Source organism: Rhodoferax potami (genome assembly GCF_032193765.1).
GTDB classification, from domain to species: domain Bacteria; phylum Pseudomonadota; class Gammaproteobacteria; order Burkholderiales; family Burkholderiaceae_C; genus Allorhodoferax; species Allorhodoferax potami.
Genome location: NZ_JAVBIJ010000001.1, coordinates 3677433 through 3703586 on the forward strand (window position 1 = coordinate 3677433; position 26154 = coordinate 3703586).

Here is a 26154-nt window from a genome sequence, read left to right on the forward strand (position 1 = left end):
CCCCGCCGCTCCGCTGTTGCTCAGGTCGTTGACAATCTGCCCATGCATTTTTTCAAAGACCTGAGTCTCTCGGCCTTCACAGCCGGTTTTGTGGCGGTATTGGTGGGCTTTACCAGCTCGGTGGCGATCGTGTTCCAAGCGGCGCTGGCGTTGGGCGCCACGCCGGACATGGTGGCCTCATGGATGTGGGCCTTGGGCATCGGCATGGGACTGTGCACCTTGTTGCCCTCCCTCTGGCTCAAGAAGCCGGTGATGGTGGCCTGGAGCACCCCGGGTGCGGCGGTACTCGCGACCGCTGCGACCGCCGGCGGATTCACCATGGCGGACGGCGTAGGCGCTTTCATCCTGTGTGCTCTCTTGATCACGGTGGCAGGCGCGACCGGTTGGTTTGAGCGGGTGATGAACAAGATCCCTTTGTCGCTGGCTTCTGCATTGCTGGCCGGGGTGTTGGCGCGGTTTGGTTTGCAAGGCTTTGCCGCTGCCCAAACTGCCCTGCCTCTGGTGGGCTTGATGTTGGTGACTTACCTGGCGGGCAAGCGCTGGGCTCCACGCTATGCCGTGCCGCTTACCCTGTTGATTGCTATTGTTTTTGTAGCTGCTCGCGCTGAATTCATAAGCGCGGACATCCATTTTGGCTTCACTGTGCCGGTGTTTGTGGCGCCGGCGTTTTCGCTCGCGGCCTTCATCAGCATGTCGCTGCCGCTTTTCGTGGTGACCATGGCGTCGCAAAATCTGCCGGGGGTGGCGGCGATTCAGGCGGCGGGCTTTGCAGACCGCCGAGCACAAGGGGGCGATGCCGGTATCCCTGTGTCCAAGGTCATTACCCTCACGGGTGTGATGACGCTCGTTCTGGCTCCATTTGGTGCATTCGCACTGAATCTCAGCGCCATTACGGCTGCCATTTGCATGGGGCCGGAGGCACATGCCCGACCCGAACGGCGCTACACCGCTGCTGCGTCTTGCGGGGCTATTTATCTGGTGATCGGCCTCTTCGGTGCCGCCATTACCGGCGTGCTCACGGCCTTTCCTAAAGAGCTGGTGGCGGCCATTGCCGGGTTGGCGCTGCTGGGCACTATCGGTGGCGCCTTGCACACGGCGGTGCAAGACGAGCGTAACCGCGAGGCGGCACTGATTACTTTTCTGGTCACCCTGAGCGGGGTGGTAATAGCCGGCGTCGGCTCCGCCTTTTGGGGTGTGGTGGCCGGCGTGTTGGCGCTTTTGGTGCAACATACCGGTCGCGTGCCCCCAAGCAAGGCTTGACGGGCTCCGTTGCCTCCTTGGGGCAGCCCCCTTATTTTTTGCAAAGAGACAGCATGCACATTCTTTTCGTGGCGGATCCGCTGGAATCCTTCAAGATTTACAAAGACACCACCTTCTCCATGATGCGCGAGGCCCAGAAGCGCGGCCACCGCATCAGCGCCTGCGAGCCCAAAGACATCATGTGGCAGCGCGGCGGCGTGGTCACCGCCTATGTGCGGGATATCACCCTGACTGGCGAGCCCGATGTCTGGTTCACCGCAGCCCAGAGCAAGCCGGACGAACGCCCGCAGGCCATCAAAAATTTCGACTGTGTGGTGATGCGCAAGGACCCGCCGTTTGATAGCGAGTTCTTTTATGCCACCCACCTCTTGGAGCAAGCCGAGCGTGAGGGTGCCAAGGTGTTCAACAAGCCACGCGCCTTGCGGGATCACCCCGAGAAGCTGGCGATTCTGGAGTTCCCCCAGTTCATCGGACCGACGTTGGTGACACGGGATGCTGAGGATGTGCGCCGCTTTCATGCCGAGCACCGCGACATCATTTTGAAACCGCTCGACGGCATGGGCGGCATGGGGATATTTCGCGTCAAAGACGATGGCTTGAACCTCGGCGGCATCATCGAGACCCTCAACAAAGACGGTGCCCAGACCCTGATGGTGCAGAAGTTTTTGCCTGCCATCAGTGAAGGTGACAAGCGGGTGCTGGTCATTGGCGGCAAGCCGGTACCGTTTTGCCTTGCGCGCATTCCCCAAGGGGGTGAGGTGCGTGGCAATCTGGCTGCAGGGGGCAAAGGGGTGGCCCAGCCTCTCTCTGACAGCGACCGTGCGGTGGCAGAAGCCTTGGGGCCCACCTTGGCCGCACGTGGCTTGCTTTTGGTGGGCTTGGACATCATTGGCGACAGCCTGACCGAAATCAACGTCACCAGCCCGACCTGCTTCCAGGAGATCACCGACCAGACGGGCTTCAATGTGCCGGAGATGTTTATCGACGCGCTGGAAGCGGCGGTGGCAGCTCACCCCGGCGTTTGAGCCTTTTCCTTTTTTTGAAAGGTCTGTATGTCTGAATCTACTGCGGTGGTGATGCCGGTGCCTGCTACCAACCCGGCGCCTTTGTCGCCTTTTCATCTGGCTTTTCCGGTGCACGATCTCGCGGCCGCCCGGCGGTTTTATGGCGAGACACTGGGATGCCCCGAGGGCCGCAGTTCCCCGGATTGGATCGACTTCAATTTCTACGGGCATCAGATCGTCGCCCACCTCGCACCTAGCGAATGCGGCAGTGCGGCCCGCAGCGCGGTCGATGGCCACGGCGTGCCGGTGCGCCATTTCGGTATTGTGTTGCCCATGGCGGATTGGGAGGCCATGGCATCCCGCCTGCAAGCGCAAGGCACCGAGTTCGTGATCGAGCCCTATATCCGGTTCAAAGGCGAGCCGGGTGAACAGGCAACGATGTTCTTCTTGGACCCCTCGGGCAACGCGATTGAGGTGAAAGCGTTTTCGGACATCGGCCGTTTGTTTGCCAAATAAGTCCGCATCGGGGGCTGACATAGTTCACAGATAGCTGGTTTCGCTGCAAAAGCGGCCAATCAGCCCCTAGCGGTAGGCGCGAGCTAGTCACACAATGGCTGTTGTAGCGCGCTGGCCAACCGGGTGCAGCGGCTCGCAATTCTTTGGAGACCGCCCCATGACATCACGTACTCTCGCTTCCATCCTGACTGCCGCTAGCCTCTTGCTCGCCGGCGCTGCCCAAGCCCAGGTGCTCGGCACCATCACGGCGTCGTCCACCAACGTCAAAGTGGGCGAGCCCGTGACCATCACGGCCAATATTGATGTGATCAACGCCAACTACTGCGGATTCGTGGTGGGCTTTGGTGATGGCACCTTCAAGGACGCCGTCAGCAACATCAACACCCCTGTGCCCTTGGTGATCACCCGCACCTTTGACAAGCCGGGCTCCTACCATGTCACGCTGGGCGGCAAGAACGTCCAGAACCACCCCAACTGCGGCGGCCAAGAGCGGGCTGTCGACATCACCGTCACCGGGGTTGCCAAAGCCGCCGCGCCCGTGGCGTCCGCGGCTGTGAAAGCTGCAGAGGTCTGTGAAAAGCCTTGGAAGCTGTCCGGCAAACTCAACGTCAAAACCGGTACCTTCACCTGTGCGGCCAAGGCCGGGACCGCATTCCCCGCTGTGAAGCCAGTGTGTAGCGGCGACTTGAGCTATTTTGAGAACAGCAAAAAAGGCCAGTACGGCTGCAAGCCTTAAGAGCGACGCGGGTGCGGCCTCGAGGCCGTTCACCCATAGCAGGGCGTGTGATCGTTAATTCGCAGCAGGGGCTGCCAGGGCTGCGGCTTTGGCAGCCTCTTCTGCTTGTCGCAGGGCCGCAGCCGCTGCAGCAGCGGCCGTCAGGGTGGTTTTGCACACAGCGCGCACCACCGGGCGGCCTTCGACAAAGGCCTGCAACTCACCCGACTCCATGGCCACCCAGGCCTCATTGGTCGTCAAGGGTTCGGTCACCACGATCACCTGGCGGTCTTCGGGGCCGTTGAGGTCAGACAAATCGACCGTCACATCCTCATCCTTGAGCTGCACTTCGGGGAAGGGGTGCTGCCGCGACACATAACAAAGCTTGGTGCTGGCATGGGCCCACAGCGCCTGGCCGTTGCTGAGCAAAAAGTTGAATGTCCCGTGGCGCGCGATTTGGGGCACCAACTCCGACAGGGTGTTGGTCAACTCTTCGACCGAGGGCACCGTGACATGCGATTTGTTGAGCTCTTGAAGCAGCCAGCAGAATGCCAATTCGCTGTCGGTGCTGCCCACCGGCTTGAAGCTGCCGTGCAAGGGCGGTTGGAATTCTTTCAGGTCGCCATTGTGGGCAAACACCCAGTAGCGGCCCCAGAGTTCCCGGGTGAAGGGGTGGCAGTTCTCGAGGGTCACCGCACCGACGGTGGCTTTGCGCACATGCGCCACCACGTTGTGGCTTTTGATCGGGTAGGACTTGAGCATCTTCGCAATCGGCGAGGTTGCTGCACTCTCTTTGTCCACAAAGTGCCGGGCTGCTTTGCCGGGCAGATTGCCTTCGCTTTCAAAGAAAGCGATGCCCCAGCCATCGGAATGGTGGTCCGTGCAGCCGCCCCGTTGCGAAAACCCGGTGAAGCTCAGGGTCAGGCTGGCCGGCAAGCGGCTGTTCATTCCTAGCAATTGACACATGGAAACAGTTTACTCCGCAGGATGGGGTTCACGTGCGTGGTTCAGACCACAGTTTGCCGCCGGTCGACCAGTTTTCGCGCTTCACCTCGGTGATGATGATGTCCACCGCCTCCGGCGAGCAACCCAGCGTTTCCGCGGTGACCCGCGTCACTTCTTCCACCAGCTTTTTCTTTTGCTCGGGGGAGCGACCTTCAAACATTTCAACGTGGTAGGTGGGCATGGTGTCCTTTCAAAGGGGATAAGGCGCGCAGATTAGACTGCGGGATTCTTATTTTCCTCCGACTCGTCCTTTGCAATTTTTGTTCCCTCCTTCCAGGCATTGGATCGCCCATCGGGTGTTGTGGCTGGTTTTTTTGCTGCACGCCGTGTGGGGCGCGGTGCTGGGCCTGTCGGTCGATGAGGCGCATTACCTGTTGTATGCCGCCCATCCGGCGCTCAGTTACTTCGACCATCCGCCCTTGGTGGGCTGGGTGCAAATGCCTTTGGTGGCGTTGAATGCCCCCGTGGCGGTGTTGCGCCTGGTGCCTGGCCTGTGCTGGCTGCTAACTGTCTGGGGTGTACACCGGTTGACCTTGCGGATGTGGGCGGGGCATGCCAAGGCAGACCAAGCAGCCTTGGCTGCGGTTATGGCCTTAGCGCTGGCGCCCTTGTTGCATGTGCTGGGTATTGGCTTGCTGCCCGACACCCTGCTGATGCTGCTGACAGTCGCCTTGATGCACCAGACCTGGACTCTGATGCAGCCCAGTGCCATGCACCGCAGCGCACCGTGGTGGGTGATGGGTGGTTTGCTGGGGCTGGCAGGCTTGGCCAAATACACGGCGGTTTTCACGGCGGTGGCTATTGCGCTGTGTCTTGTGCGAGCCCATGGCTGGCGGCTGTTTCGTGTGCCGGCTTTGTGGGGCAGCATGGCCCTCGCGGCCCTGCTGATCAGCCCCGTCTTGGTGTGGAACGCCCAGAACGGCTGGATATCGTTTGCCTACCAGCTGGCGCATGGCAAAGGCAGCGTATGGCAGGCCATACATGTGCTGCGCTTTTTGCTCACCCAAGTGGTAGTGTTTGGGCCTTTGTGGTGGTGGGCCGTGGTCGGGTGGCGCAGCGCGCCTGCGGCCATGCAGAGCTTGGTAGGGCTGTTCGCTGTTCCTTTTGTGATCTTTGCCTACATGGCAGGCGGTGGCACTGCGCTGCCGCATTGGACAGCGCCTGCCTGGGTCGCGTTGGCCCCGTTCGCAGGCATGGGGCTGGCACTGGCGTGGCAAGGGCGCATGCGCGCGGTGCTGAAAGGTCTGGTCGTGCTGCAGGCGGTGGTCTGCCTGGCCTTGCTGGGCCTGATGGGCAGTGCCGGGTGGCCGCTGGTGCCCCGGAATGACGCCGCGGTGGCGCCCCAACCCAATCCTTTTGCAGACCTGCATGGCTGGGACGCGGCTGGCACCCGCGCCAGCGCATTGGCGACCCAGCACGGGCTCTCGCGGGTGGCGGTGCAAAACTGGACGCTCGCGAGCCGCTTGGGCTGGTATGCGCGGCCACTGCCCGTGTTTGTCTTGGAGGAGGGCGATTCGCAATTCCAGCTGTGGTCCGGCCCGCTGCCCGCAGGCGAAGGTGCGTTGCTGGTGGACTGGTCGCATATGGCCTACGACCCGCCGGTGGGAGCGCATGGATTTGCCACTTGTCAATTGCTAGAAAGCCTGCCGGTGCAGCACATCGGCATGCCATTGGCCCGCTTCCGTTTTTACGATTGCCGCGGCTGGGCAGGCGCCACACCGCAGCCGCGCCTTACACTCGCGCCCATTTCCCGGAACTGAACGCCATGTTGTCCACCCCCACAAGCCCTCACGCTCTGGCCAGCCCGGTTGCCCTCCGCAGCTGGTGGTGGCCTTTGGTCATTTTTGTACTCGGCACGCCCTTGTGGTTGCAGACCTGGGAGCCCGCCCTGTTTGTGGCGATCAACCAGTGGTGTGCGCCTCTGGCCGCAGAGTTCTGGACCGGGCTCTCTTTGTTGGGCAATGGCTGGGGTTTGCTGGCGGTCACCGCACCTTTGTTGGTGCTGGCCCCGCGCTTGATGTTGGCCTGGCTGTGCGCCGCGCCATTTGCGGTCTTGTTTGCCCGCACCGGCAAGTTCCTGATTGAGAGCCCGCGCCCGGCCGCAGTGGTCGACAACGCGCAGATGCGGGTGGTCGGCGAGTTGCTGCACAACGTGTCCATGCCCTCCGGGCACACGCTCACCGCTTTCGCGGTGGCCTCTGGCATTTACTACGCACTGACCCCGGTGCAGCGCCGGCAGTTCGGCTGGGTGCTGATGGTGCTGGCGGCCGGCGCAGGTTTGTCGCGCATTGCGGTGGGTGCCCATTGGCCCGGGGATGTGGTCGTGGGGACCAGCTTGGGCCTGTTGTCCGGTTTGTTGGGGCACCAGGTGTGGATACGCCTGTCCGAGCGGCAGTTCGCGCCCAACGCCAAGGGCATGCAGGTGGCCGCCGTCTTGGTGGCGCTCTCGGTCTACCACCTTGTGACGGAAGAGTTGGATTTCGCTGAAAACCATGTGCACCAACAGGTGCTGACGGTGGTGGCCGTGCTCAGCTTGTTGGGGTATTTGCGATTGGTGTGGCGGACCATGTTTCAAGCCAAATAGCCTTCTGGCCCTCTAATTGATTGCGCTGGTAGCTATTAATTTGATAGCATTCTGAGGCCCGGAATACCCCGAAAGCTTGCAGGGATTAGTTTGTCTCTGCCATCATCCACACACCTTTTAGGGGAGTAGCATTCCCGGCGCGCAGGTGCCGGGGTTGCATGTTTCGTCAGTACGTCGCGGGTGGTTTCATTGCCCCGGCCGGAACATGCAGAGGCGCCACATGGCGCTCTCCCGCAAGACCTACAGGGAATGTTTCAACCATTTCGAGGTCTTGCATATGCAAACAATCGCACCGCTGTGGCTATGGGCCACCTTCATCGGCATCGTACTGGTGTCACTCTTCGTCGACTTCGTCGTCCTCAAAAAGCAGGGCGCCCATGACATCGGCGTCAAAGAGGCGCTTAACTGGTCCCTGATCTGGATTGCCTTGAGCTTCTTGTTCAACGGCTTGTTCTGGTGGGCGGTCAAAGACACCACCGGCTCGACCGAGATCGCCAACACCAAGTCGCTGGAGTTCCTGACCGGCTACCTCATCGAGAAATCGCTGGCGGTGGACAACATCTTTGTGTTCCTGCTGATCTTCACCTACTTCGCGGTGCCTACGCACTACCAGAAGCGGGTGCTGATGATCGGCATCATCGGTGCCATCGTGTTGCGCACCATCATGATTCTGGTGGGCGGCTGGTTGTTGGCTGAGTTCCACTGGATCTTGTATGTGTTCGGCGCTTTCCTGATCCTCACCGGCGTGAAGATGTGGTGGGCTGCAGGCCAGGAACCTAGCCTGGATGACAACCCCGCACTGAAGCTGCTGCGCAAGATCCTGCCCGTGAGCAAGAACTACGACGGCGAAAAATTCTGGACCGTAGAAAACGGCAAGAAGATCGCAACGCCTTTGTTCATGGTGATCTGCTTGGTGGCCCTGACCGACGTGATTTTTGCGGTGGACTCGATTCCTGCGATCTTCGCGATCACCAGCGACCCCTTCATTGTCTTGACCAGCAACGTGTTTGCGATTCTGGGTCTGCGTGCGATGTACTTCCTGCTGGCAGCTGTCGCTAACAAGTTCCACCTGTTGAACTACGGCTTGGCGGTGATCCTGGTGTTCATCGGTACCAAGATGTGCTTGATCGATATCTACAAGATTCCGGTGGGCGTGTCCTTAGGCGTGGTGATCGGTATCCTGGCTGCCACCATGTGGTTGAGCGTACGCACCAGCAAGAACGAAGACCACGCATGAGCGTTCACCACACGCAGGCCGAACGGCTGCGGGCTGCAGCCACCGCGCTGCAGGACCAGCCGCTGAGCCTGCAGCAACTGTTCCGGCTGCATGGCCGGGCAGGGCCGGGGGCCTTGTTGGTGGTGCTCGCAGTCCCCTGCCTCTTGCCCGTGCCCGGCGCGGGCATGTTGCTTTCCATGGGGATGGTGATGGTGGCTTGGATGATCTGGCGCTATTACCCGCGTCTGGTCATGCCCCGCAAGGTGGGCCGCTTTCAGTTGTCGCCGTCCATGGCGCGCCGTGCACTCAATACCTTGGCGTGGCTCTATGAAAAAGCCTCCCGGGTCATGCGGACCCGGCAGCGTTGGTGGCTGCAGCCCGGTCACCGCGTCTGGCTTGCGCCCTTTGTGGCAGCCATGGCGATGATCATTTTCTTGCCGATTCCTTTCGGCAATGTCGTGCCGGCAGCGGCCCTGTTGCTCATTGGCTTGGGGCTGGTGTTTGAAGACGGCTTGGCCATGCTCTCAGGTGTCGTACTGGGCGTGGTTTTGTTGGTAGTGCTGGCCGCTCTGGCCGGAGGGGCTGCCCACTGGGTGCCTGAACTTTGGGCCGCTTGGCCTCAGCGCTCGCAGTAAAACGCTGCGGAATTTCAATGCCCTGCCAGCCGCAGCGCCAATGCGCTGAGGGCCTGGTAGGCGTCGCCACTAGGCGTATCCCATGCGTTCACCACCGCGGCCTGCCGCTCAATGGCGGCCACATCGCCACGCGCAGCAGGGCCTGTGAGCGCACCGGCCGGACCAAGCCGGGTGATGTTGTCCACCGCATTGCGTAACAAGGTCGCGCGCAGGTGCGGCAGCAAGTGGGCGGGTACACCGGTGCGGGTCCAGGCAGCTTCTGCTACCGACTGGATCACCGGCAGGAAGTTAGTCGCAAACACTGCCGCGGCGTGATAGAGCACTTTGTCCGCGCTGGCCACACCGAACGTCTGCGCGCCAATCGCATCGAATGCCGAGCGCAAAGTGTCGCAAGCGGAGGTGTCACCTTCCAGCGCACACGCCGTGCCCGCGAACTGCTGCACCGCCACCCCGACATCTGCAAAACTCAAGATGCAATGGGCACTGGCAGTGCGCCAACCCAGGTCGGCCAAGGGCTGCAAGCTGCCGGCGTTCTGGGCGCCGCTGCAATGAAAGACGATGGGGGCAGCGGTTCCGGATGGTTGCGTGGCGGCGAGCGCGCTGGCGACTTCGGCGATTCGCGCATCCTGCACCGCCACCATCCACACATCGGCCGGGCGCATGGCCTGCAGGGTGGCTACCGCCGTGCCCGAGCCCATGGCGGAGCACGCGACTTGTGCACTCGCCAAGCTGCTGGTCAACACATCTTGAATCTCGAACACGCCATGCCGTGCCCACAAGGTGGCCAATGTGCGGCCCACACGGCCGGCACCTATCAGGTTCAAAGTTGTCACGCGTGCTTCACTCCGGGAACGGTGGGCGCCGCTACCATGGCGCCATGAAAAAAATTCTGGTTACAGGCGGCACCGGGGCCGTCGGCAAATACATTGTGGACGATCTGGTGCAGCACGGGTACACCGTGGGGGTGCTCGATCTGGCCGCCCCTGCTCGCAATGATGTGGCGCACCATGCCGTTGACGTATTGCAGCTCGATGCGGTGTTGCAGGCCATGGCCAGTTATGACGCGGTCATGCACGTGGCGGGCATTCCGCACCCGCTCAACGACCCGGCCAAGCGGGTGTTTGATGTGAATGTGAACGGCACCTTCAATGTGCTCGAAGCCGCTGCCCAGCATGGCATTGCCAAGGTAGTGTTCACCTCCAGCGAATCGACCATGGGCTTTGCCTTTGCGGCGCACCGGCTGGCGCCCCTCTGTATCCCGGTGGACGAAGCCCATCCAGCCCGCCCGCAGGACCCGTACGGCCTGAGCAAAGTGGTGAGCGAGCAGATCTGCAAAACCTATTCCGACCGCTTTGGGCTGCGCACCGTGTGCCTGCGCATGCCCTGGGTCTGGCTGCCTGACGATGCCCAGCGCCCGTTTTACCGCTCGCTGGTGGCGGAGTACCCCAACTGGTACAAAAACTTGTGGACCTTTGTGGATGCCCGCGATGTGGCGACTGCGCACCGCCTGGCGCTCGAAGTCGAGCTGGAGCAGCAGCACGAAGCCTTTTTCATCACCGGCCCGCACAACTGGACCGGCCGCGACGGCCGCGCCTTGATGGCCGAGTTCTGGCCCGAGGTGACGCAGTTCGCGGCTGACTTTACCGGCGCCGAGCCCTTGATTTCTCATGCCAAGGCCGCCCGCCTGCTGGGCTATGCGCCACGGTATGGCGTGACCGACGTGCTTGCTTAGTTAGCGCCGGCCTGCACAGTCGGGACAGGGGTAGCAGGTGCTGGTGCCGATTGATGCAACTGGTGCCGGCGAAACGGTTGGACTTTGCCCGAGAGCCAGAGCGCAATCCGGACCTCCATCGCATGGGTCGGCAGGTACGTCGCAGTGCTGGTGTTCAAGGCCAGCACCAGCAGGCAAGGCGCCCACCGGGAAGCCGGGTGCCGCAGAGGCACCTGCCCCAAACGCCGCACCACCGGCACACTGACCGCCAGCCCGAGCAGCCAGGCGGCTACGACCTCACTCACACTGTGCGCGCCGACCACGACCCGCGAAACGCCCACCAGCAAGGCCAGCGCGGCACCCAGCGGAGCGCCGAGATCGCGCCCCCACCGGCCGGGCAAACCCCGTAGCAACAAGGGCAATATGGCCGCGGCCAGCAGGCCATGGCCGCTCACGCCGGTGAAGTCGATCGCGGCGATGCCGATGCCCCAGCCGTAAAACAGGCACTTGCTGGTCACGGTGAGTGCCACCGCAGCCGTCATGGCCATCACATAGCGGCGGGCAGCGGCCTGTGCGCCACTGCGCCACAGCCCGAATGCCACCAACACAAACGCCGGCAACAGCAGGCTAGACGAGCCGAAATGGGTCACGGTCCACCAGACCGGCGCAATCGGGGTGTTGCTCAAGGCCTCGCTCATACGATCAGGGGGTTGTCGCTCATGGCCTCGATCTGGTCCTCCAGCATCTGGATCTGGCCTTTCCAGTAATCGCTGCTGCCAAACCACGGGAAATTCACCGGAAAAATCGGGTCGCTCCAGCGCCGCGCCAGCCAGGCGCCGTAGTGAATCAGGCGCAGCGTGCGCAGGGGCTCAATCAGGGCCAGCTCCATGCGATCGAACTCGCGGAATTGCTCGTAGCCATCCACCAGCATGCCGAGCTGCCGGGTTTGCTGCTGCCGGTCGCCGCTGAGCAGCATCCACAGGTCTTGCACTGCCGGGCCGGTGCGCGCGTCGTCCAAGTCCACAAAATGCGGGCCGGGACCGGCGCTGGCCGCGGCATCGGTCGGCGTCCAGAGAATGTTGCCGGGGTGGCAGTCGCCATGCAGGCGCAGCTGGCGTATACCGCTCGAATTGGTCTTGTTTTGGCCTGTAGCGCCCGCCATATCTGCGCGAGTAGCTATCAAATCAATAGCTTCCTGGCAGCGCTTGCTCCAGAGGGTTTGCACATCCAGTGGCACGCAGTCGTGCGCGAGCAGCCACTGCATCGGCTCCACCGCAAAGGTCTGGACATCCAGTGCAGGGCGCTGCACAAAGGGGCGGCGCGCGCCCACGGTGTGGATACGCGCCAGAAAGCGGCCGATCCACTCCAGCACTTCACCATCGTCAAGTTCAGGTGGGCGGCCACCACGGCGCGGGCTCACGCTGAAGCTGAAATCCTGAAACCGGTGCAGGGTCTGGCCGTTCAGTACCAAAGGGCCGACGGCCGGAATCTCGGCGGCCATCAGCTCGGCGGCAAAGTCGTGCTCTTCCTGAATTTGCGCGTCGCTCCAACGCTCGGGGCGGTAGAACTTGGCTACCACCGGCGCGCCGTCTTCGAGCTGGACCTGGTAAACCCGGTTTTCGTACGACGAGAGGGCGGTGAGCCGCCCGTCGCCGCGCAAGCCCACGCTCTCCAGCGCGTCGAGCACCACGTCCGGGGTCAGGGTTTCAAAGGGATGGGCGGCGCCGAGCGCGGTGGGGGAGTTCATGCGGGCATTGTCCCCCGCTTTGCCGCCCGGGCGGGGTACGCCCGGCAGTCCGTTCAGCCTAGCGGGCCGAGGTCGTCGCCATAGCCGGAGAGGCCTCCCGGCTCGGCGTCGGAGTCCGAGTAGCCCGCTGACGCGGTGGTGCGTGCGTCTGCACCCAAGTGCTCGAAAGGCAAGGCCTGCTTGACCAGAATCAGAGTGCAGGGCGCCTCCATTGCCACCTTGATCGGTACCGTGGCGACAAAGCGTTGGGTCTTGAGCCCGTGGGTGGCCGCCCCCATGACGATCACGCTCACCTGGTTGCCCCGCGCATAGTCCAGCAGGGCCTGTGCCACGTCGCTGCTCTCGAGGACATGGCACGACATCTGGTGGCCCGGGTGGTCCAGCGGCTGGGCCCATTGACGCAGCGCACTCAGGTAGCGCCGGTGCACATGGGTTTCGCTTTTGCTGTCGTCCGAGGCGCTGGTCTGGCTGCCGGAGATGACGGTCACACACGCCAGCCGTGCGCCCGGCCGGGTGCCCAGTGATCTGGCGACCGCTTGGCGCAGGCTGTAGAGGGTGGCATCACTCGCATCTTTGTGCGGTACGGCCACCATGACGATGGGGACTTCTTCGAGCTGTTGGGCCGGCAAGGGGCTGGGCTGGTAGTGCATGCCCGCTGCCTTGATCCACCGTTTGAAATGGGTGCGAAACGGGGTGCCTTGGATGTTGGTGCCGCGCTGGGTGACATGCACCTGGGTCGGGTGTGCCAGGTCAAAGGCCAGATGCGCGGCCGACGGGTAGCGCTTGGCGGCCTCCGGCTCCAGGCAGCGCAAGACCACCTCTTGCAACCAGGCAGGCACCTCCGGGCGGCGCTTGCGCGGCGGCACCGGGTCCATCCACAAGCGCTGGCGCAGGCCGGCTTGGGTGAGCGGCTCCCCAAAGGGCAACTCTGCGGTGCACAGCTGGTAGAGCATGACACCGATGGCAAACACATCGCTGCGCGGGTCGCCCCGCACGCCCACTACCTGCTCGGGGGCAATCCACGCGGGCGAGCCCACCGCCTTGCGCAATTGCTCGGCCAGCAGATCCGGAAAGTGCGCGTGGCAAGAGAGCCCGAAGTCCAGCAGCACTGCGCTGCCGTCCCCGCGGATCAGCACATTGGCGGGTTTGAGGTCGAGATGCACCGTGTTTTGCTGGTGCAGTGCATGGGCGGCGCGGGCCACGGCTGCGCCCAGGCGCGTGATCTCAGCTACATCTAGAGGTTGTGGGCCATCCAGCCAGTGCTGCAGGGTGCGCCCCTGCACGTATTCCATGACCAGATAGGGCACGTGTACCAGGTCGCCGGCGGCCACAAACCGGGGGGTATGCGGGCCGCTCAGGGCTTGCATGATCTGGCACTCCACCTCGAAGCTGACGATGTTCTCCGCCCCGTCGCCCGCGGTCATGCGGGGAACCTTCATGGCCATGTCAAAGCCGGGCCCCGGCCGCCCGTCGGCATACACGACCCGGTAAATATGGGCCATGCCGCCGGAGTGGATGCAGGCTTCGATACGGAAGCCGTCCAGCACCTCGCCCGGTTCGAGCAGTTTCATCGGCCTTGCTCCAAGCGCTGGGCGAAGAATTCCGGCAGGCCCGCTGCGCGGATGGCGGTGGCCGCCGCGAAATGGTCATACGGCACCCGGTAAAAGGTCAGCTGTTGGCGCTCGGTGTCGAGGAGGGCGTACATGGCCTCGGGCTTGCCGTCGCGGGGCTGGCCGACCGAGCCTACGGTGCTCAGCCAGTGCCGGTGTTTGGGCACCGGTACGGCCACACCGGCCTGCGGGGTGAACTTCATCAACCCGCTGGTGCCCCGGTAGTACAGGCTTTGCAGATGTACATGGCCGCCGAACACGTAGCGCACATCGGGTAGCGCGCCGGCAGCGTTTAGGCTCTCGGTGGCACTGCGCTCGTCGTAGACATAGCGCCAGAGTTCGGGGGCGTCCACACTGGCGTGGACGAGCAATACGGTGTCCATGTGGTGGGTGAGAGGCAGGGCGGCGATCCATTCCCGTTGGCTGCTGCTGAGTTGCCGGTGCGTCCAGTCGGCAGTGCTGTCGCCGATCGTTTTGGGCACTGCAGGGGGGGCGACCGCCATGGCGTCATGGTTGCCTTTGAGCACGATGGCGCCCTCTTCGGTGAGCAGCATGATGCGCTGCACCACCTCTGCCGGCTGTGCGCCGTAACCCACCATGTCCCCCAGAAATGCAAATCGCTGTGCTTTTTGCGCGCGTGCATGGGCCAGGCAGGCCTCCAATGCCTGCAGGTTGCCGTGTATGTCGGACAACAAAGCCAATCTCATCGCGTCTCCATCGTTGTTATTCGGGTGATCTGCGCATCATGCTCCGCCGGGCTGACAGCAAGTTTGCAGACGCAGGGGCTTGCGCCGATTGATGCAGGTCAAAGTCTGCCGCTCCGGGCACTCTTACAGTGCTTGCATGCGCAAAGTCAAACTCCACAAACTCGTGATCGGCCGCCGGGGGCTGGCGTATTCGCTGGGGCTGTGCATGTTGATTCTGGGCATCGGGGGCCTGGGCTTCTGGGTGCTGGAGCCACGCGCAGAAACCTATAGCGACGGCTTGTGGCTGGCTTTCACGACGGCAGCGACCGTGGGCTATGGCGATATTGTGCCCAGCACACACGCTTCACGCTTTTTTTCGGTGCTGGTGGTGCTCATGGGGCTGGCGGTGCTGTCGCTGGTGACCGCGTCGGTGGCAGCCATGCTGGTGGAGGTGGAAGAGCGCGCGGTGGATAGTGAGTTGCTGCGCGAAATCCATGCCCTGCGCCTGGAGGTGCGGCACTTGCGCGAGGAGGTGCATGCACAGCAATCCGCAAGCGGCAAACAAAAAGCCGACGCGCCCTGAGGCGTGCCGGCTTGTAAGGCCTGCGGCGCCAGGGCACCGCGGGGCAGATCGCGATTAAACGATCGTGATGGTCACTTCGATGTTGCCGCGTGTCGCGTTGGAGTAGGGGCAGACTTCGTGGGTCTTGGCAACCAGGGCTTCAGCAGCAGCGCGGTCCATGCCGGGGATGCTGACTTCCAGGGCGACTTCAATGCCGAAGCCTTGGGGGATCTGGCCGATGCCGACGGATGCGTTGATGCTCACGTCTGCTGGCAAGGCGATCTTTTGAGTGCCGGCCACAAACTTCAGGGCGCCGATAAAGCAAGCGCTGTAGCCGGAGGCAAACAGCTGCTCAGGGTTCACACCGCCGCCAGCGCCACCCATTTCTTTGGGCACTGCCAGCTTCAGGTCCAACAGGCCGTCGGAAGTGCGTGTGGTGCCGTCACGGCCGCCAGTGGAGGTGGCGTGCGCTGTGTAGAGAACTTTCTCGATCTTGTTGACCATGGTGCTTCTTTCATAAAAGCTGCGTCAGCAGCGGTTGGGGGTAATCGTGAAGGGGTTTAACCGTGTGAGCCGGTCAGCCGGTCACGCAGGGTTTGAACTTGTCCAGTGAGAGCCATGAGCTCCGGCACGGGGCAGCCGCTGGCGGCAACAACGCAGGCCGGGATACTGATGGCCTTGGCTTTCAGGGCGCGGCCTTCGGGGCTTACAAACACTTCCACACGGCGCTCGTCTTGGGCACTGCGCTGACGGCGTAACAGGCCGCTGGCCTCCATGCGCTTGAGCAAGGGCGTGAGCGTTCCGGAGTCAAGGAACAGGCGCTCGCCCAGGGCAGAAACGCTCAGGCCATCGGTCTCCCACAGCACCAGCATGACCAGGTATTGCGGGTATGTCAGCTGCAGGGCGTCCAGCAAGGGCTTGTACAGCTTGGTCATGGCCAGTGAAGCGGAGTACAGCGCAAAGCACAGCTGGTTGTCCAGCCGCAAGGCAGCATCGTTGGCGGGAAGTGGGTGTGCGCTGTGGGGCATGGGCTGAATTGTATTTCGCGATTAAATTGTGTGCAATTAAATTGTGAAATGCTTATGTGGCGTAGGGCGATAGCAGCCGGGGTGCATGCATCAGGCCGGATTCTGCTAAGGGCCTGCGGAGCGCAAGTAGGCCTGCGCGATGGCTTCCACGTTGACCTTCTTGAGTCCTTCGTTCAGGACGAGCCGCATTGCCTCTGCCGAAGGTGTGAGGTTGAAGCACACGTACAGGGGCAACTTGCCGGTGGTTGGCCGGGCTGCCAGTTCGAGCGAGGAGAGTGCATGCGCTTTTTGGAGGTACTCAAAGACCCGAGCGTCGATCACGGCATAGTCCACACGCTTGGCCGCCAGTTTTTGAAGGCTGGACAAATCGTTGGGCGCCACATCCACCTTGACCAAGGACTGCGATACCAAACGCGCAATGTCCGGGCCGTTGTCATACCCTTCGATCACCCCGATGCGCTTGCCGTGCAAGTCTTTCCAATGGCGCCAGGTCAGCTGACTGCCCTTGCGTTGCGCCAAAAAAAACTGGTAGTAGCCGATGGGGTCGGATGTCCGGCCATTGGCATCGAGGCACTCTTGTTGCGACGCCGAGTAAAAGCCCATGGGGCCGTTGCGCTTGCCGCCCATAGCCACCTTGATGGCTCTGAGCCACGGAAGAACCGTAACGGTCACGCTGTGCCCTTGCGTGGCATAGGCCTCGCGCAACACCACCGACAAGAAACCCTGATTGGCGAGGGTGCCGGAATAGGGGGGCCAGTCCAGCGTCACCAGCGCCACCTCATTCGCCGCTGCAGGCCGGAGCCCCAGCACCAATAGGCTGGCAAGGGCGATGTGGAGGAGTCGGGGCATGGGGCGTTATTTGGAAAACCGCTTGCGTGTGAAAGCTAGCGCAACCCAAAACGCACCGCTTGCATAGGCCAACAGCACCAGGCCGTGACGCCAGGCATCTGTCGGCCACTGATCCATGAACAGCGGTCGCACCAAGGCCACCGCGTTGGACAGGGGCAACCAGTCGGCGACGACCCGCACCGCAGATGGCAATTGATCCAAGGGGAAAAACACACCACTCAAAAACATCATGGGCGTGAGGAACAACGTGAAGTAGTAGGTGAAGAAGTCGTAGCCCTTGGCCAGTGCATTGAAGATCAGCGCGATGCAGCTGAAGGTAATGCCCACTCCCAACAAAATGGGCCAGGCCACCAGCAGCTTGGGGCTGTGGCTGATACCGAGCACCAACATCACCCCCAAGATGGCCGTCACAGTGAACAGCGACTTGAAAGCCGCCCACAGCATTTCGGCCAGTACCACGTTGTCCAAGCTCACGGGTGCATTCATGATGCCGTCCCACGTCTTTTGCACATGCATGCGGCTGAAGGCGGAGTACAAGGCCTCAAACGAGGCCGACTGCATGGCGCTCATGCAGATGGAGCCGCTGGCCAGAAACAGGATGTAGGGCACTTGCTGCCCGTTCACCGTGATCTGCCCCACCAGTGCGCCCATGCCGTAGCCGAAGGCCACGAGCCACATCAAGGGCTCGGCAATATTGCCCACCAGGCTGGGAATAGCCAGCTTGCGCCAGACCAGCAGGTTGCGCAAAAACACCGGCCAAAAGCGCATGGACAGCTCGGGCGCGCGCCAAATGCTCTGGGGTTTGAGAAGGCGGGCAGTTGTGGGGGTGCTCATATCAGGCGTCCTCCCGGATCTGGCGTCCGGTCAATTTCAAAAACAGGTCTTCCAGGTTGGCCGGGCGGTGCAGGGTGCGCAACTGCGGATAAGCGACCAGCGCCTGTAGCAACTGGGCAGAGTCCTGGGTGTAGAAGAAAACGGTCTCACCGCTCACTTCCACCCGCGCGGCCAAACTACGCAAAGGGCTGTCTAGCAGCGCGTGGGCGCCAACGCCGAACACCTCGACCACATCAGGCTCCAGGTGCGCCGCAATCAGGTCGCGCGGGGTGCCTTCAGCAATCTTCTTGCCATGGTCCAGCACCAGCAGGCGGTTGCACAGGCGCTCGGCTTCGTCCATGAAGTGGGTGGTCAGCAGTATCGACTTGCCTTGCTGCAGCAGCACCTGCAAGCGCTCCCACATCAGGTGGCGGGCCTGCGGGTCCAAGCCGGTCGTGGGCTCGTCGAGCAGCAGGAGCTTGGGGTCGTTCACCAATGCGCGGGCCAGGCTCAGGCGGCGGCGCATTCCGCCGGACAGTTCGCCGGGTTTGGCGTTGGCCTTGTGGGTCAGAGCCGCAAACTCCAGCAGCTGCGGAATCCGGGCCTTGATGGCAGCGTCCTTCATTCCGAAGTAGCGGCCATAGACCAGCAGGTTTTCGGCGCAGGTGAAGTCAGGGTCCAGGGTGTCGAACTGGGTCACCACGCCCAGTTGCGCCTTGATAGCCATGGCCTCATGGGGCATCTGCAAGCCCATCGCAGTGATCGTGCCGCCGTCGGGCACGGTGTGGCCCAGGCACATGCGGATGGTGGTGGTTTTGCCGGCGCCGTTGGGGCCGATCACACCGAGGCACTCGCCCGGTGCGATGCTGAAGCTCAGGTCTTTGACGACTTCGGCATCGCCATAGCGCTTGTAGAGGTGGTCGACCTCGAAAAAAGTGGAGTTCGGTGTTGTCATTATTGAAATGCCACTTCCGCAAAACTGCGCAGCTTGCGGCTGTGCAACTGGTCTATACCTTGTGAGCGCAGCAGTTCTAGCGCGCGGATGCCGATGCGCAAATGCTGATCCACCCGCTCGCGGTAGAAGTGGTTGGCCATACCGGGCAGCTTGATTTCGCCGTGCAGCGGCTTGTCGCTCACGCACAGCAAGGTGCCATAGGGCACACGGAAGCGGAAGCCGTTGGCGGCAATCGTGGCACTTTCCATGTCCAGCGCCACGGCGCGGCTCTGGCTGAAGCGGCGTTGGGGCTGGTTGTCGGGCAGCAGCTCCCAGTTGCGGTTGTCGGTGCTGGCCACGGTGCCGGTGCGCATGATGCTCTTGAGCGCGCTACCGCTGACCTGCGTCACATCCGCCACGGCTTGCTCCAGCGCGACCTGAATCTCGGCTAGCGCCGGAATCGGCACCCACAGCGGCAGCTCTTCGTCCAGCACATGGTCTTCGCGCACATAGCCGTGAGCCAGCACATAGTCGCCCAGCTGCTGGCTGTTGCGCAGGCCGGCGCAGTGGCCCAGCATGATCCAGGCATGCGGGCGCAACACGGCAATGTGGTCGGTGATGTTTTTGGCGTTGGCCGGGCCCACGCCGATGTTCACCATGGTGATGCCGGCATTGTCCGAGCGCACTAGGTGGTAGCCGGGCATTTGCGGCAGCCGGGGCGGCTCTTTGCCCAAAGCGTCTGCCGCTTCGGCGGGCAGGCCCACCCGGCGGGTAACCATGTTGCCGGGTTCTACAAAGGCGATGTACTCGCTGTCCGGGTCCTGCATGGCTTTGCGGCCCAGCGCGATGAACTCATCAATATAGAACTGGTAGTTGGTGAAAAGCACAAAGTTCTGGAAGTGCTCCGGGCCGGTACCGGTGTAGTGGCGCAGGCGGTGCAGCGAGTAGTCCATGCGCGGCGCAGTGAACAGCGACAGCGGCAGAGCATCGCCCGGGCGGGGCTGGTAGGTGCCGTTGGCAATGCCATCGTCCATCGCGGCCAGGTCGGGCAGGTCGAACACATCGCGCATCAGGGTGCGGCGCTCGGCGCTCATCTGGCCTTCCACATGGTCATGCTCAGCAAACGAAAAGTGCACCGGAATCGGCTGGTTGCTGGTGGCCACTTCAATCTCGCCGCCGTGGTTTTGCAGCAGCAGGCGGAACTGCTCCAGGTAGTAGCGGTGGTACAGGTCAGGCCGCGTGAGCGTGGTCTCAAAACGGCCGGGGCCGGCCACAAAGCCGTAGCTCAGGCAAGCAATGTCGGCCGCCGCCTTGCGCGACACGGTGTCGGTGTGGATGCGCACCAGCGGATAGCAGGCGCGCACATGGCCGCCCAGATCCTCGCCGGCCACAAATCGTTGCATCGCGTGGCGCAGATGGGCGATGCTTTGGTCGTAAATGGCGTGAACCTGCGCCAGCGCAGTGGCGGCGTCGGTGAATCGGGCGGGTGCGATGAAAGAAGGATGGCTGGTCATGCGCCCATTGTGCCGCCGTATTTTTGCGCTGCGAAGACAAGGGGCATGGGGTAAAGTGTGAGCAGAACCACCTAAGTGAACTCTGGTGACTGACCCCAAAGACTCTCGTTACACCGAAACCGGCTTCCCCTCCTTGCAGTGGGAAGACGATGACTTGGACACGCGCCCCCTGCCTTTGAACGAGCGGCCCTTGCAGGCCCGAATTGACCACGAGATGGCCATCATCGCGGAGCACCACATCCGCATTGCCCTGGCGATCGAGCGGTTCTGGGGCCACCGGGATTGCGTCGAGTACATCCGGACCCTGATCTTGAATGGCGGCTACTCAGATGGCGCTACCAAACGGGTCGGCTTCAAAGCCGAAGTGATTTCGGCGCTGATCAATCTGACGGCGCTGCACCAGATTGAGTAGCGCAATCTGCGCAAACGCAGGCCAAACCCTGGGCTTGCGGGGGAATGCGGCCGAGTAGCTCTGCACTAAAACTCACCTGTGTGCACCAGCAAGGGCCTTGCGCTTGGCCGGTAGCTTTCGCAAGCTCCATGGCGCACTGGTTCGCCTTGCCGCACACAGGGCACACTTGAGGGTTGATGGTTGGCGGAGTGGTCATGGTGTTGGCAGTGTAGCCATCCGCTGCCCGCAGCTCACATACGGAGTGCTTCATGGGGATTGAGATCGAACGCAAGTTTTTGGTGAGCGGGGACGCTTGGCGCAACGACAGTGGCGTGCTGTACCGGCAGGGCTACCTGAACCGTGACAAAGCACGCACGGTGCGTGTGCGCGTGGCTGGGGATGCTGCTTATCTAACCGTCAAGGGCCAAAGTACCGGCGCAAGTCGGGCTGAATTTGAGTACCCGATCCCGTGCGCGGATGCGGTTGCGCTTCTGGCTTTGTGCGATGGCCCCTTGATTGAGAAGACCCGCTACATCGTGCTGCATGCCGGCATGCGCTGGGAGGTCGACGAGTTTGCGGGCGACAACGCGGGCTTGGTGGTCGCAGAACTAGAGCTGGCGTCCGAAGACCAAGCGTTCGAGCACCCCGCTTGGCTGGGCGCAGAGGTCACCCACGATGCCCGCTATTTCAACTCCAACCTCGCAACACACCCTTTCAGGGCTTGGTGATCACTAGGTCTTGTTGCCGGTGATGGGCAGTCTTATTCGTCCACCGGCACATAGAGGTCCGATTTCATTGCATCGATCACCACATTGGTGGTCATGCGAATCACCTGGGGCACTTCGGCCATGAGTCGGGCGGAGAGAGCGTCGTACTCCTTCACGCTCTTGCTCAGGATGACCATCACCAAGTCCACCGCACCTGTCACATAAAAGAGCTGCTGCACTTCAGGCTCTTTTTGTACCCATACGCGGATGCGGGGCAGGGCCTCGTAGTTGTCTTTGAGCTCGATGCCGGCGATGAACTGCATGCGTTGGCCCACGACCTGCGGGTCCACGATGGCAACCTCGGCCGTAATCACCTTCTCCGCCCGCAACCGGCGCAGGCGCCGCTGCACCGCGGACGCAGACAGGCCGACGGCCTCGGCAATCACTTCTGCATTGACCTGGCAATCGCGTTGCACGAACTCCAGAATTTTCCGGTCAAAGGGGTCCAAAGGCGTTTCCATTGGTGCATTGTAGGCAGCGTGGGGTGTCGGGCTCCATCGGCGTGCAAGGTGCCTTGTGTGCCGTTTTGCCGCGTGAAAAGTGCCGAATACGCCGCCTGCCGTTATTTCTTTGGGCGAAACTTGAGTTTCCTTTGCGTCTTGAAAACGCAGTGTTGGTTGAACAAAGCGGCGTCTTGCGGTGGGGCGCCCGGATGGAGAAACAAAGAATGAAGCGTCAGTTTGTGAAAGCATTGTTGGGTGGTCTGTTCCTGGCGGCTGGTTTGGCCCAAGCCCAGGATGTGGTGCGTATCGGCACCCTGTCCGACTACCCTCCGTTTGAGTACAAGGATGCATCCGGCCAACTCAAGGGCATGGAAATCGAGTTGGGCAACGCGATGTGCAAGCACATGCAAGCCAAGTGCGAATACGTGACCATGGACTTTGATGCGCTTATCCCCGCGCTCAAAGCCAAGAAGATTGACGCCGTGCTGGCCCAGATGTCTATCACTGCTGAGCGCAAAAAAGTGGTGGACTTTACCGACCTGTTCACCCTGGCACCCGTGCAATACGTCGCCAAAGTGGGCTCCGGCATCACCGAAGACCCGGCCACCCTGCGCGGCAAGACCGTGGGCGTTTACAGCGGCTCCAATAGCGAGACGTACTTTAAGAAGCGCCTGCCCAAGGCCAAGTCTGGCGTTTCCACCAAGGCCTACCCCAACCAGGACGCGATCTGGTTGGACCTCGAAGCCGGACGCCTGAACACCACCTTGACCGACACCACGGTCGCTTACGAGTGGCTGCAAAAGACCGGCAAGGCCAAGGGCTTCGACTTCGCCGGCAAGCCGGTGAACGACGTGGAAATCTTCGGCGAAGGCACCGGCATTGCGGTGCGCAAGGGCGACCCCCTGAAGGCCCGCTTCAACGCAGCCATTAAAAAGGTGCTGACCGACGGCACCTTCGCTGCTGAAAACAAGAAAGTGTTTCCGTTTAGCATTGCTCCCGCCAGCAAGTAATTGACAGGCCGCCACCGCCCCGTGCGGGCGGTGGCCGTGCTTTCCCGGAGTCGAGATGGATGTTTTGCAGGCCTACACGGGCCAGCTGCTGCAAGGTGCGCTGATGACCGTGCAACTGGCCTGCGCCGCCCTGGTGTGCGGGTTGGCTTTGGGCTTGGTGCTGGCGGCCTGCCAGCTTAGCCGCCACGCCTGGCTGCGCCGCCCGGTGGCCGTGTTCACCGGTGTGCTGCGCGGGGTGCCCGAGTTTCTGGTGGTGCTGGTGTGCTACTTCGGGCTCTCCAACCTTATCAACAACCACTTTGACAGCGCGTTTGACATCAGCCCGTTTTTTGCGGGCGTGGTGTCTCTGGCGCTGGTGCTGGGAGCCTATTCCTCCGAGGTGTTTCGCGGCAGCTTTGTGGCACTGGAGCGCGGGCAGCTGGAAGCCGCCCGCTCGCTGGGCCTGAGCCCGGTGCAAACCTTCTTTCTGGTGCGCTTGCCGCAGGCCTGGCGCATTGCCATTCCCAGTCTGGGCAACCTCTGGCAATCCTTGCTCAAAGACACCTCGCTGGTGTCGGTGGTCGGCTTGGAAGACCTGCTGAAGAAGTCCAACATGGCGGCCCAGGCTTCGCACCAGCCTTTTATGTTTTTGATGGCGGCAGCCGTGATGTATTTTTGCCTGCTGGCGCTGTCTGACCCGCTGGTCTCCGCACTGGAGCGGCGGGCACAGCGCCCCTATCAGGCTCACCGCAGTTAGCTATGGACGCCTGGTTTACCGACATCCTCGTCCTGCTGCAGGACAACCGTGCCGAACTGTGGGAAGGCCTGGTCGTTACCCTGCAACTGTGGGCTACCTCGGGCGTGGCCGGTTTGGTGCTGGCGCTGGGCTTGGCGCTGGGTGCCACGCATGGCGGAACGGTTGTGCGGCGGCTGGTGCGCTTTTATGGCGCCGCTTTTCGGGGCACGCCGCTGCTGGTGCAGATGTTCCTGCTGTACTACGGGCTCAGCCAGTTTGAGTGGGTGCGCGCCTCCGCTGCGTGGGTGGTGCTGGAGGACGCGTTTTACTGTGGGCTCATAGCCATAACGCTCAACATTGCCGCCTACATGGCCGAAGACATTCGCGCCGGCATTCTGGCCATTCCCGCTGGCCAAACCGAGGCAGCTCGCGCCTTTGGCATGCCGTCCGGCACTTTGCTGCGCCGTATCGTGCTGCCGCAGGCTTTGCGCATTGCGACTCCTGCTTTGGGTAACGAAGTGGTGTCCTTGCTCAAAGCCACGGCGCTGGTGAGCACCATCACCGTGTTTGATCTGACTGGTGTGGCCCGCCGCCTCTCAAATGAGTCGTACACCACGGATGCGCTGGTGTTGGCTGGCGTGGTCTATGGCGCGTTGACCCTGCTGATTTCGGCGGGTGTGCATTTTCTGGAGCGACGCCGCAAAAGCCACGCTGCCTGAGCTGCTTGTCTGCACAGAGGCCAGGCAAATTGCCGCCGCCGCGCAGGCGCTTTGTCTAAGCTCATCCTCGAATTTTTGAATGAGCTCCATGATGCTGAATCCCCTGAATAGTTTTCTCGCCCACGACCGCCTGATGGTGCTGGACGGCGCTCTGGCCACCGAGCTGGAGCGTCGCGGCGCCAACCTGAATGACGCGCTGTGGTCCGCCAAGCTGCTGATCGAGCAACCTGAACTCATTCGCGCGGTGCACGCAGACTACTTTGCCGCCGGGGCCGATGTGGCCACCACTGCCAGCTACCAGGCCACCTTTGAAGCCTTTACCCGTCGTGGCATGAGCCGCACGGAGGCCGCTGATTTGATGCACCTGTCGGTGACTCTGGCCTGCGAGGCACGCGATGCGTTCTGGGCCGAGCCTGCCAACCGCGTGGACCGCCTGCGCCCGCTGGTGGCCGCGTCGGTAGGCCCGTACGGTGCCATGCTGGCCGATGGCTCGGAGTACCGCGGCAACTACGGGCTGAGCCGTGCCGCGCTGGCCGACTTCCACCGCGAGCGCATGCAAGTGCTGGCGACTTCGGGCGCCGACCTGCTGGCCTGCGAGACGATTCCCTGCCTGGACGAAGCCATGGCGATTGCTGATGTGCTCGCAGAGCAAAACAACATCAATGCGTGGATCAGCTTCTCCTGCAAAGACGGCGAGCACAACGTGCAGGGCGAGCGCTTGGCTGATTGCGTAGCCGCGCTGGAGGCAAGCCCGCACATTGTGGCTATCGGCGTGAACTGCACGGCGCCTGAGCATGTGGCCAGCCTGGTGGAGCAGGCCAAGACCCGCACCACCAAGCCGGTGCTGGTCTACCCGAACTCCGGTGAGCATTACGACGCTCAAGGCAAGGTCTGGACCGGTGCCTGCAACCCGGCGGATGCTTATGCGGAGATGGCTGCGCGCTGGCAAGCCAAAGGTGCCCGCATGATTGGTGGCTGCTGTCGCACTGGCCCGGACGATATCCGGGCGGTCCGACACATGGCCGTAGTTTGATGTGTTGAAGTATGAAATGGGCCTATAGCGCCCATGAAATATGCGTAGGTAGCTACAAAAAACGTAGCGTTTTTAGGTGTTGCTGTAGCTCACTGCGCTGCCGGGGGCAGCGACATCACCCACTGCGCCATCTGCCGCGCTTGCTCCTCGCTGAGCTGCGGGTGGCGGGGCATCAGGGCCCGGCCCCACTCGCCAGAGCCCCCATTGCGAATCTTGCCCGCCAGGTAGTCCACCGCATCCGGCCGGCCTTGATAGCGCGCAACCACTTGATTGAATGCGGGGCCGACATAACGCCTGTCTACGCCATGGCAGCGCATGCAGTTGGAAGCGTTGACAGCAGCTTGGCCCAGCGCCAGCGAAGCAGCGGGGGCAACCGGTGATGTTGGCGCCACCACACCGCTGGCGCTTTTTGCAGGTACAGCGGCACTTTGGATCGTTTCGCCTTTGCTGTTGTCGGCCTGCAGCGTGCGCCAGCCCACCAGCAGCATGCCTGCGACCACCACCAGCACCGCCACGATAAGTGCCGCCGCAAGCCAACGTGGCCGCTGAGGTGGGGTGTCGTCTTCCGGGTGCATGTTCTGGGTCTCTGTTAGTGGGGTCCCCGAGTGTCGCGCGAAAGGCATCGCATTGTTGGGCGCGGGCTTTTTCAGGAGCCGGCACCACCAACAAAAACGGCACCCGAAGGTG

At 62.3% G+C, this 26154-nt stretch carries 32 protein-coding genes; 16 read left to right on the plus strand and 16 right to left on the minus strand.

What is annotated here, in order from left to right; all coding sequences use genetic code 11:
- The first annotated feature begins 42 nt into the window (after positions 1-42).
- The 4 genes from RAE21_RS17675 (at position 43) to RAE21_RS17690 (ending at position 3516) form a co-directional block, all read left to right on the plus strand.
- A complete protein-coding gene (locus RAE21_RS17675) occupies positions 43-1260 on the plus strand; it encodes a benzoate/H(+) symporter BenE family transporter (protein WP_313882486.1) in 1218 nt (405 codons plus the stop codon).
- Positions 1261-1313: 53 nt separating this feature from the next.
- Positions 1314-2285 (plus strand): glutathione synthase, encoded by a 972-nt coding sequence (gene gshB / locus RAE21_RS17680; RefSeq protein ID WP_313882487.1) that lies wholly within the window; start codon positions 1314-1316, stop codon positions 2283-2285.
- A 51-nt stretch (positions 2286-2336) separates the two neighbouring features.
- The gene (locus tag RAE21_RS17685; protein ID WP_428984072.1) at positions 2337-2780 is read left to right on the plus strand and encodes a VOC family protein; all 444 of its coding nucleotides are present in this window, start codon (positions 2337-2339) and stop codon (positions 2778-2780) included.
- 157 nt (positions 2781-2937) lie between these two features.
- Complete coding sequence (locus RAE21_RS17690) at positions 2938-3516, plus strand: PKD domain-containing protein (protein ID WP_313882489.1); 579 nt, start codon at positions 2938-2940, stop codon at positions 3514-3516.
- A 54-nt stretch (positions 3517-3570) separates the two neighbouring features.
- Here RAE21_RS17690 and RAE21_RS17695 read toward each other — a convergent pair whose 3' ends face one another.
- The gene (locus RAE21_RS17695) at positions 3571-4461 is read right to left on the minus strand and encodes a class II glutamine amidotransferase (RefSeq protein WP_313882490.1); all 891 of its coding nucleotides are present in this window, start codon (positions 4459-4461) and stop codon (positions 3571-3573) included.
- A 28-nt stretch (positions 4462-4489) separates the two neighbouring features.
- Positions 4490-4681: a 4-oxalocrotonate tautomerase gene (locus RAE21_RS17700; RefSeq protein ID WP_087496029.1), complete on the minus strand. Its 192-nt coding sequence runs from the start codon at positions 4679-4681 to the stop codon at positions 4490-4492.
- Positions 4682-4796: 115 nt separating this feature from the next.
- Here RAE21_RS17700 and RAE21_RS17705 point away from each other — a divergent pair, with 115 nt between their 5' ends.
- From RAE21_RS17705 to RAE21_RS17720, 4 genes are all read left to right on the plus strand, one after another.
- The gene (locus tag RAE21_RS17705; protein ID WP_313882491.1) at positions 4797-6260 is read left to right on the plus strand and encodes a glycosyltransferase family 39 protein; all 1464 of its coding nucleotides are present in this window, start codon (positions 4797-4799) and stop codon (positions 6258-6260) included.
- A gap of 5 nt (positions 6261-6265) precedes the next feature.
- Complete coding sequence (locus tag RAE21_RS17710; RefSeq protein WP_313882492.1) at positions 6266-7084, plus strand: phosphatase PAP2 family protein; 819 nt, start codon at positions 6266-6268, stop codon at positions 7082-7084.
- Positions 7085-7361: 277 nt separating this feature from the next.
- A complete protein-coding gene (locus tag RAE21_RS17715; RefSeq protein WP_313882493.1) occupies positions 7362-8321 on the plus strand; it encodes a TerC family protein in 960 nt (319 codons plus the stop codon).
- Positions 8318-8935 carry an exopolysaccharide biosynthesis protein gene (locus RAE21_RS17720; protein WP_313882494.1) on the plus strand — a complete coding sequence of 206 codons (618 nt, stop codon included), beginning with the start codon at positions 8318-8320 and terminating at the stop codon, positions 8933-8935. Before RAE21_RS17715 ends, RAE21_RS17720 begins: the two co-directional genes overlap by 4 nt.
- Before the next feature lie 14 nt (positions 8936-8949).
- Here the strand turns inward: RAE21_RS17720 and RAE21_RS17725 are convergent, their stop codons facing one another.
- A complete protein-coding gene (locus RAE21_RS17725) occupies positions 8950-9768 on the minus strand; it encodes a Rossmann-like and DUF2520 domain-containing protein (RefSeq protein WP_313882495.1) in 819 nt (272 codons plus the stop codon).
- Between the two features lie 44 nt (positions 9769-9812).
- On the opposite strand from RAE21_RS17725, the gene RAE21_RS17730 reads away from it, so the two are divergent.
- Positions 9813-10667, plus strand: a complete 855-nt coding sequence (locus tag RAE21_RS17730; RefSeq protein WP_313882496.1) for an NAD-dependent epimerase/dehydratase family protein — start codon at positions 9813-9815, stop codon at positions 10665-10667.
- Here the strand turns inward: RAE21_RS17730 and RAE21_RS17735 are convergent.
- The 4 genes from RAE21_RS17735 to RAE21_RS17750 are packed head-to-tail and all read right to left on the minus strand — an operon-like array spanning position 10664 to position 14710.
- Complete coding sequence (locus tag RAE21_RS17735; protein WP_313882497.1) at positions 10664-11344, minus strand: phosphatase PAP2 family protein; 681 nt, start codon at positions 11342-11344, stop codon at positions 10664-10666. The two genes, RAE21_RS17730 and RAE21_RS17735, sit on opposite strands and share 4 nt — an antisense overlap.
- Positions 11341-12393: a serine/threonine protein kinase gene (locus RAE21_RS17740; RefSeq protein WP_313882498.1), complete on the minus strand. Its 1053-nt coding sequence runs from the start codon at positions 12391-12393 to the stop codon at positions 11341-11343. Before RAE21_RS17740 ends, RAE21_RS17735 begins: the two co-directional genes overlap by 4 nt.
- Before the next feature lie 53 nt (positions 12394-12446).
- The gene (locus tag RAE21_RS17745) at positions 12447-13964 is read right to left on the minus strand and encodes a serine/threonine protein kinase (protein ID WP_313882499.1); all 1518 of its coding nucleotides are present in this window, start codon (positions 13962-13964) and stop codon (positions 12447-12449) included.
- Positions 13961-14710: a metallophosphoesterase family protein gene (locus RAE21_RS17750; protein ID WP_313882500.1), complete on the minus strand. Its 750-nt coding sequence runs from the start codon at positions 14708-14710 to the stop codon at positions 13961-13963. Before RAE21_RS17750 ends, RAE21_RS17745 begins: the two co-directional genes overlap by 4 nt.
- Positions 14711-14846: 136 nt before the next feature.
- Here RAE21_RS17750 and RAE21_RS17755 point away from each other — a divergent pair, with 136 nt between their 5' ends.
- The gene (locus RAE21_RS17755; protein WP_313882501.1) at positions 14847-15272 is read left to right on the plus strand and encodes a potassium channel family protein; all 426 of its coding nucleotides are present in this window, start codon (positions 14847-14849) and stop codon (positions 15270-15272) included.
- Between the two features lie 54 nt (positions 15273-15326).
- Here RAE21_RS17755 and RAE21_RS17760 read toward each other — a convergent pair whose 3' ends face one another.
- The 6 genes from RAE21_RS17760 to RAE21_RS17785 form a co-directional block, all read right to left on the minus strand.
- Positions 15327-15755: an organic hydroperoxide resistance protein gene (locus RAE21_RS17760; RefSeq protein ID WP_313882502.1), complete on the minus strand. Its 429-nt coding sequence runs from the start codon at positions 15753-15755 to the stop codon at positions 15327-15329.
- A gap of 56 nt (positions 15756-15811) precedes the next feature.
- A complete protein-coding gene (locus RAE21_RS17765) occupies positions 15812-16279 on the minus strand; it encodes a MarR family winged helix-turn-helix transcriptional regulator (protein WP_313882503.1) in 468 nt (155 codons plus the stop codon).
- Positions 16280-16384: 105 nt separating this feature from the next.
- Positions 16385-17128, minus strand: coding sequence for a substrate-binding periplasmic protein (locus RAE21_RS17770; protein WP_313882504.1), 744 nt, complete (start codon positions 17126-17128; stop codon positions 16385-16387).
- 6 nt (positions 17129-17134) lie between these two features.
- A complete protein-coding gene (locus RAE21_RS17775) occupies positions 17135-17962 on the minus strand; it encodes an ABC transporter permease (RefSeq protein WP_313882505.1) in 828 nt (275 codons plus the stop codon).
- Position 17963: 1 nt separating this feature from the next.
- On the minus strand, positions 17964-18896 hold the full coding sequence (locus RAE21_RS17780) for an ATP-binding cassette domain-containing protein (protein ID WP_313882506.1): 933 nt from the start codon (positions 18894-18896) through the stop codon (positions 17964-17966).
- The gene (locus RAE21_RS17785) at positions 18896-20389 is read right to left on the minus strand and encodes an AMP nucleosidase (protein ID WP_313882507.1); all 1494 of its coding nucleotides are present in this window, start codon (positions 20387-20389) and stop codon (positions 18896-18898) included. Before RAE21_RS17785 ends, RAE21_RS17780 begins: the two co-directional genes overlap by 1 nt.
- 85 nt (positions 20390-20474) lie before the next feature.
- On the opposite strand from RAE21_RS17785, the gene RAE21_RS17790 reads away from it, so the two are divergent.
- Positions 20475-20801, plus strand: coding sequence for a hypothetical protein (locus RAE21_RS17790; RefSeq protein ID WP_313874915.1), 327 nt, complete (start codon positions 20475-20477; stop codon positions 20799-20801).
- Here RAE21_RS17790 and RAE21_RS17795 read toward each other — a convergent pair.
- A complete protein-coding gene (locus RAE21_RS17795) occupies positions 20770-21051 on the minus strand; it encodes a cysteine-rich CWC family protein (protein ID WP_313882508.1) in 282 nt (93 codons plus the stop codon). The two genes, RAE21_RS17790 and RAE21_RS17795, sit on opposite strands and share 32 nt — an antisense overlap.
- Here RAE21_RS17795 and RAE21_RS17800 point away from each other — a divergent pair.
- Complete coding sequence (locus RAE21_RS17800; RefSeq protein ID WP_313882509.1) at positions 21050-21508, plus strand: CYTH domain-containing protein; 459 nt, start codon at positions 21050-21052, stop codon at positions 21506-21508. The genes RAE21_RS17795 and RAE21_RS17800 overlap by 2 nt on opposite strands.
- A gap of 32 nt (positions 21509-21540) precedes the next feature.
- Here the strand turns inward: RAE21_RS17800 and RAE21_RS17805 are convergent, their stop codons facing one another.
- On the minus strand, positions 21541-22008 hold the full coding sequence (locus RAE21_RS17805) for an Lrp/AsnC family transcriptional regulator (protein WP_313874918.1): 468 nt from the start codon (positions 22006-22008) through the stop codon (positions 21541-21543).
- Positions 22009-22214: 206 nt separating this feature from the next.
- On the opposite strand from RAE21_RS17805, the gene RAE21_RS17810 reads away from it, so the two are divergent.
- The 4 genes from RAE21_RS17810 (at position 22215) to mmuM (ending at position 25467) form a co-directional block, all read left to right on the plus strand.
- The gene (locus tag RAE21_RS17810; protein ID WP_313882510.1) at positions 22215-23000 is read left to right on the plus strand and encodes a transporter substrate-binding domain-containing protein; all 786 of its coding nucleotides are present in this window, start codon (positions 22215-22217) and stop codon (positions 22998-23000) included.
- 55 nt (positions 23001-23055) lie between these two features.
- Positions 23056-23736, plus strand: coding sequence for an ABC transporter permease (locus tag RAE21_RS17815; RefSeq protein WP_313882511.1), 681 nt, complete (start codon positions 23056-23058; stop codon positions 23734-23736).
- A gap of 2 nt (positions 23737-23738) precedes the next feature.
- Positions 23739-24434 (plus strand): ABC transporter permease, encoded by a 696-nt coding sequence (locus tag RAE21_RS17820; RefSeq protein WP_313882512.1) that lies wholly within the window; start codon positions 23739-23741, stop codon positions 24432-24434.
- 88 nt (positions 24435-24522) lie between these two features.
- Positions 24523-25467, plus strand: coding sequence for a homocysteine S-methyltransferase (gene mmuM / locus RAE21_RS17825; protein ID WP_313882513.1), 945 nt, complete (start codon positions 24523-24525; stop codon positions 25465-25467).
- 89 nt (positions 25468-25556) lie between these two features.
- On the opposite strand, the gene RAE21_RS17830 is transcribed toward mmuM, so the two are convergent.
- Positions 25557-26042: a c-type cytochrome gene (locus RAE21_RS17830; RefSeq protein ID WP_313882514.1), complete on the minus strand. Its 486-nt coding sequence runs from the start codon at positions 26040-26042 to the stop codon at positions 25557-25559.
- Positions 26043-26154 lie beyond the last annotated feature (112 nt).

What these genes read in the sequence shown, in the direction of transcription:
- mmuM (WP_313882513.1), top strand. Translation starts at nt 24,523, where the DNA reads ATGATGCTGAATCCCCTGAATAGTTTTCTCGCCCACGACCGCCTGATG.
- RAE21_RS17745 (WP_313882499.1), bottom strand. Translation starts at nt 13,964, where the DNA reads ATGAAACTGCTCGAACCGGGCGAGGTGCTGGACGGCTTCCGTATCGAA.
- RAE21_RS17685 (WP_428984072.1), top strand. Translation starts at nt 2,337, where the DNA reads ATGCCGGTGCCTGCTACCAACCCGGCGCCTTTGTCGCCTTTTCATCTG.
- RAE21_RS17720 (WP_313882494.1), top strand. Translation starts at nt 8,318, where the DNA reads ATGAGCGTTCACCACACGCAGGCCGAACGGCTGCGGGCTGCAGCCACC.
- RAE21_RS17740 (WP_313882498.1), bottom strand. Translation starts at nt 12,393, where the DNA reads ATGAACTCCCCCACCGCGCTCGGCGCCGCCCATCCCTTTGAAACCCTG.
- RAE21_RS17695 (WP_313882490.1), bottom strand. Translation starts at nt 4,461, where the DNA reads ATGTGTCAATTGCTAGGAATGAACAGCCGCTTGCCGGCCAGCCTGACC.
- RAE21_RS17780 (WP_313882506.1), bottom strand. Translation starts at nt 18,896, where the DNA reads ATGACAACACCGAACTCCACTTTTTTCGAGGTCGACCACCTCTACAAG.
- gshB (WP_313882487.1), top strand. Translation starts at nt 1,314, where the DNA reads ATGCACATTCTTTTCGTGGCGGATCCGCTGGAATCCTTCAAGATTTAC.
- RAE21_RS17710 (WP_313882492.1), top strand. Translation starts at nt 6,266, where the DNA reads ATGTTGTCCACCCCCACAAGCCCTCACGCTCTGGCCAGCCCGGTTGCC.
- RAE21_RS17805 (WP_313874918.1), bottom strand. Translation starts at nt 22,008, where the DNA reads ATGGAAACGCCTTTGGACCCCTTTGACCGGAAAATTCTGGAGTTCGTG.
- RAE21_RS17815 (WP_313882511.1), top strand. Translation starts at nt 23,056, where the DNA reads ATGGATGTTTTGCAGGCCTACACGGGCCAGCTGCTGCAAGGTGCGCTG.
- RAE21_RS17700 (WP_087496029.1), bottom strand. Translation starts at nt 4,681, where the DNA reads ATGCCCACCTACCACGTTGAAATGTTTGAAGGTCGCTCCCCCGAGCAA.
- RAE21_RS17770 (WP_313882504.1), bottom strand. Translation starts at nt 17,128, where the DNA reads ATGCCCCGACTCCTCCACATCGCCCTTGCCAGCCTATTGGTGCTGGGG.
- RAE21_RS17755 (WP_313882501.1), top strand. Translation starts at nt 14,847, where the DNA reads ATGCGCAAAGTCAAACTCCACAAACTCGTGATCGGCCGCCGGGGGCTG.
- RAE21_RS17690 (WP_313882489.1), top strand. Translation starts at nt 2,938, where the DNA reads ATGACATCACGTACTCTCGCTTCCATCCTGACTGCCGCTAGCCTCTTG.
- RAE21_RS17820 (WP_313882512.1), top strand. Translation starts at nt 23,739, where the DNA reads ATGGACGCCTGGTTTACCGACATCCTCGTCCTGCTGCAGGACAACCGT.
- RAE21_RS17760 (WP_313882502.1), bottom strand. Translation starts at nt 15,755, where the DNA reads ATGGTCAACAAGATCGAGAAAGTTCTCTACACAGCGCACGCCACCTCC.
- RAE21_RS17750 (WP_313882500.1), bottom strand. Translation starts at nt 14,710, where the DNA reads ATGAGATTGGCTTTGTTGTCCGACATACACGGCAACCTGCAGGCATTG.
- RAE21_RS17830 (WP_313882514.1), bottom strand. Translation starts at nt 26,042, where the DNA reads ATGCACCCGGAAGACGACACCCCACCTCAGCGGCCACGTTGGCTTGCG.
- RAE21_RS17730 (WP_313882496.1), top strand. Translation starts at nt 9,813, where the DNA reads ATGAAAAAAATTCTGGTTACAGGCGGCACCGGGGCCGTCGGCAAATAC.
- RAE21_RS17735 (WP_313882497.1), bottom strand. Translation starts at nt 11,344, where the DNA reads ATGAGCGAGGCCTTGAGCAACACCCCGATTGCGCCGGTCTGGTGGACC.
- RAE21_RS17795 (WP_313882508.1), bottom strand. Translation starts at nt 21,051, where the DNA reads ATGAAGCACTCCGTATGTGAGCTGCGGGCAGCGGATGGCTACACTGCC.
- RAE21_RS17715 (WP_313882493.1), top strand. Translation starts at nt 7,362, where the DNA reads ATGCAAACAATCGCACCGCTGTGGCTATGGGCCACCTTCATCGGCATC.
- RAE21_RS17775 (WP_313882505.1), bottom strand. Translation starts at nt 17,962, where the DNA reads ATGAGCACCCCCACAACTGCCCGCCTTCTCAAACCCCAGAGCATTTGG.
- RAE21_RS17675 (WP_313882486.1), top strand. Translation starts at nt 43, where the DNA reads ATGCATTTTTTCAAAGACCTGAGTCTCTCGGCCTTCACAGCCGGTTTT.
- RAE21_RS17785 (WP_313882507.1), bottom strand. Translation starts at nt 20,389, where the DNA reads ATGACCAGCCATCCTTCTTTCATCGCACCCGCCCGATTCACCGACGCC.
- RAE21_RS17765 (WP_313882503.1), bottom strand. Translation starts at nt 16,279, where the DNA reads ATGCCCCACAGCGCACACCCACTTCCCGCCAACGATGCTGCCTTGCGG.
- RAE21_RS17810 (WP_313882510.1), top strand. Translation starts at nt 22,215, where the DNA reads ATGAAGCGTCAGTTTGTGAAAGCATTGTTGGGTGGTCTGTTCCTGGCG.
- RAE21_RS17800 (WP_313882509.1), top strand. Translation starts at nt 21,050, where the DNA reads ATGGGGATTGAGATCGAACGCAAGTTTTTGGTGAGCGGGGACGCTTGG.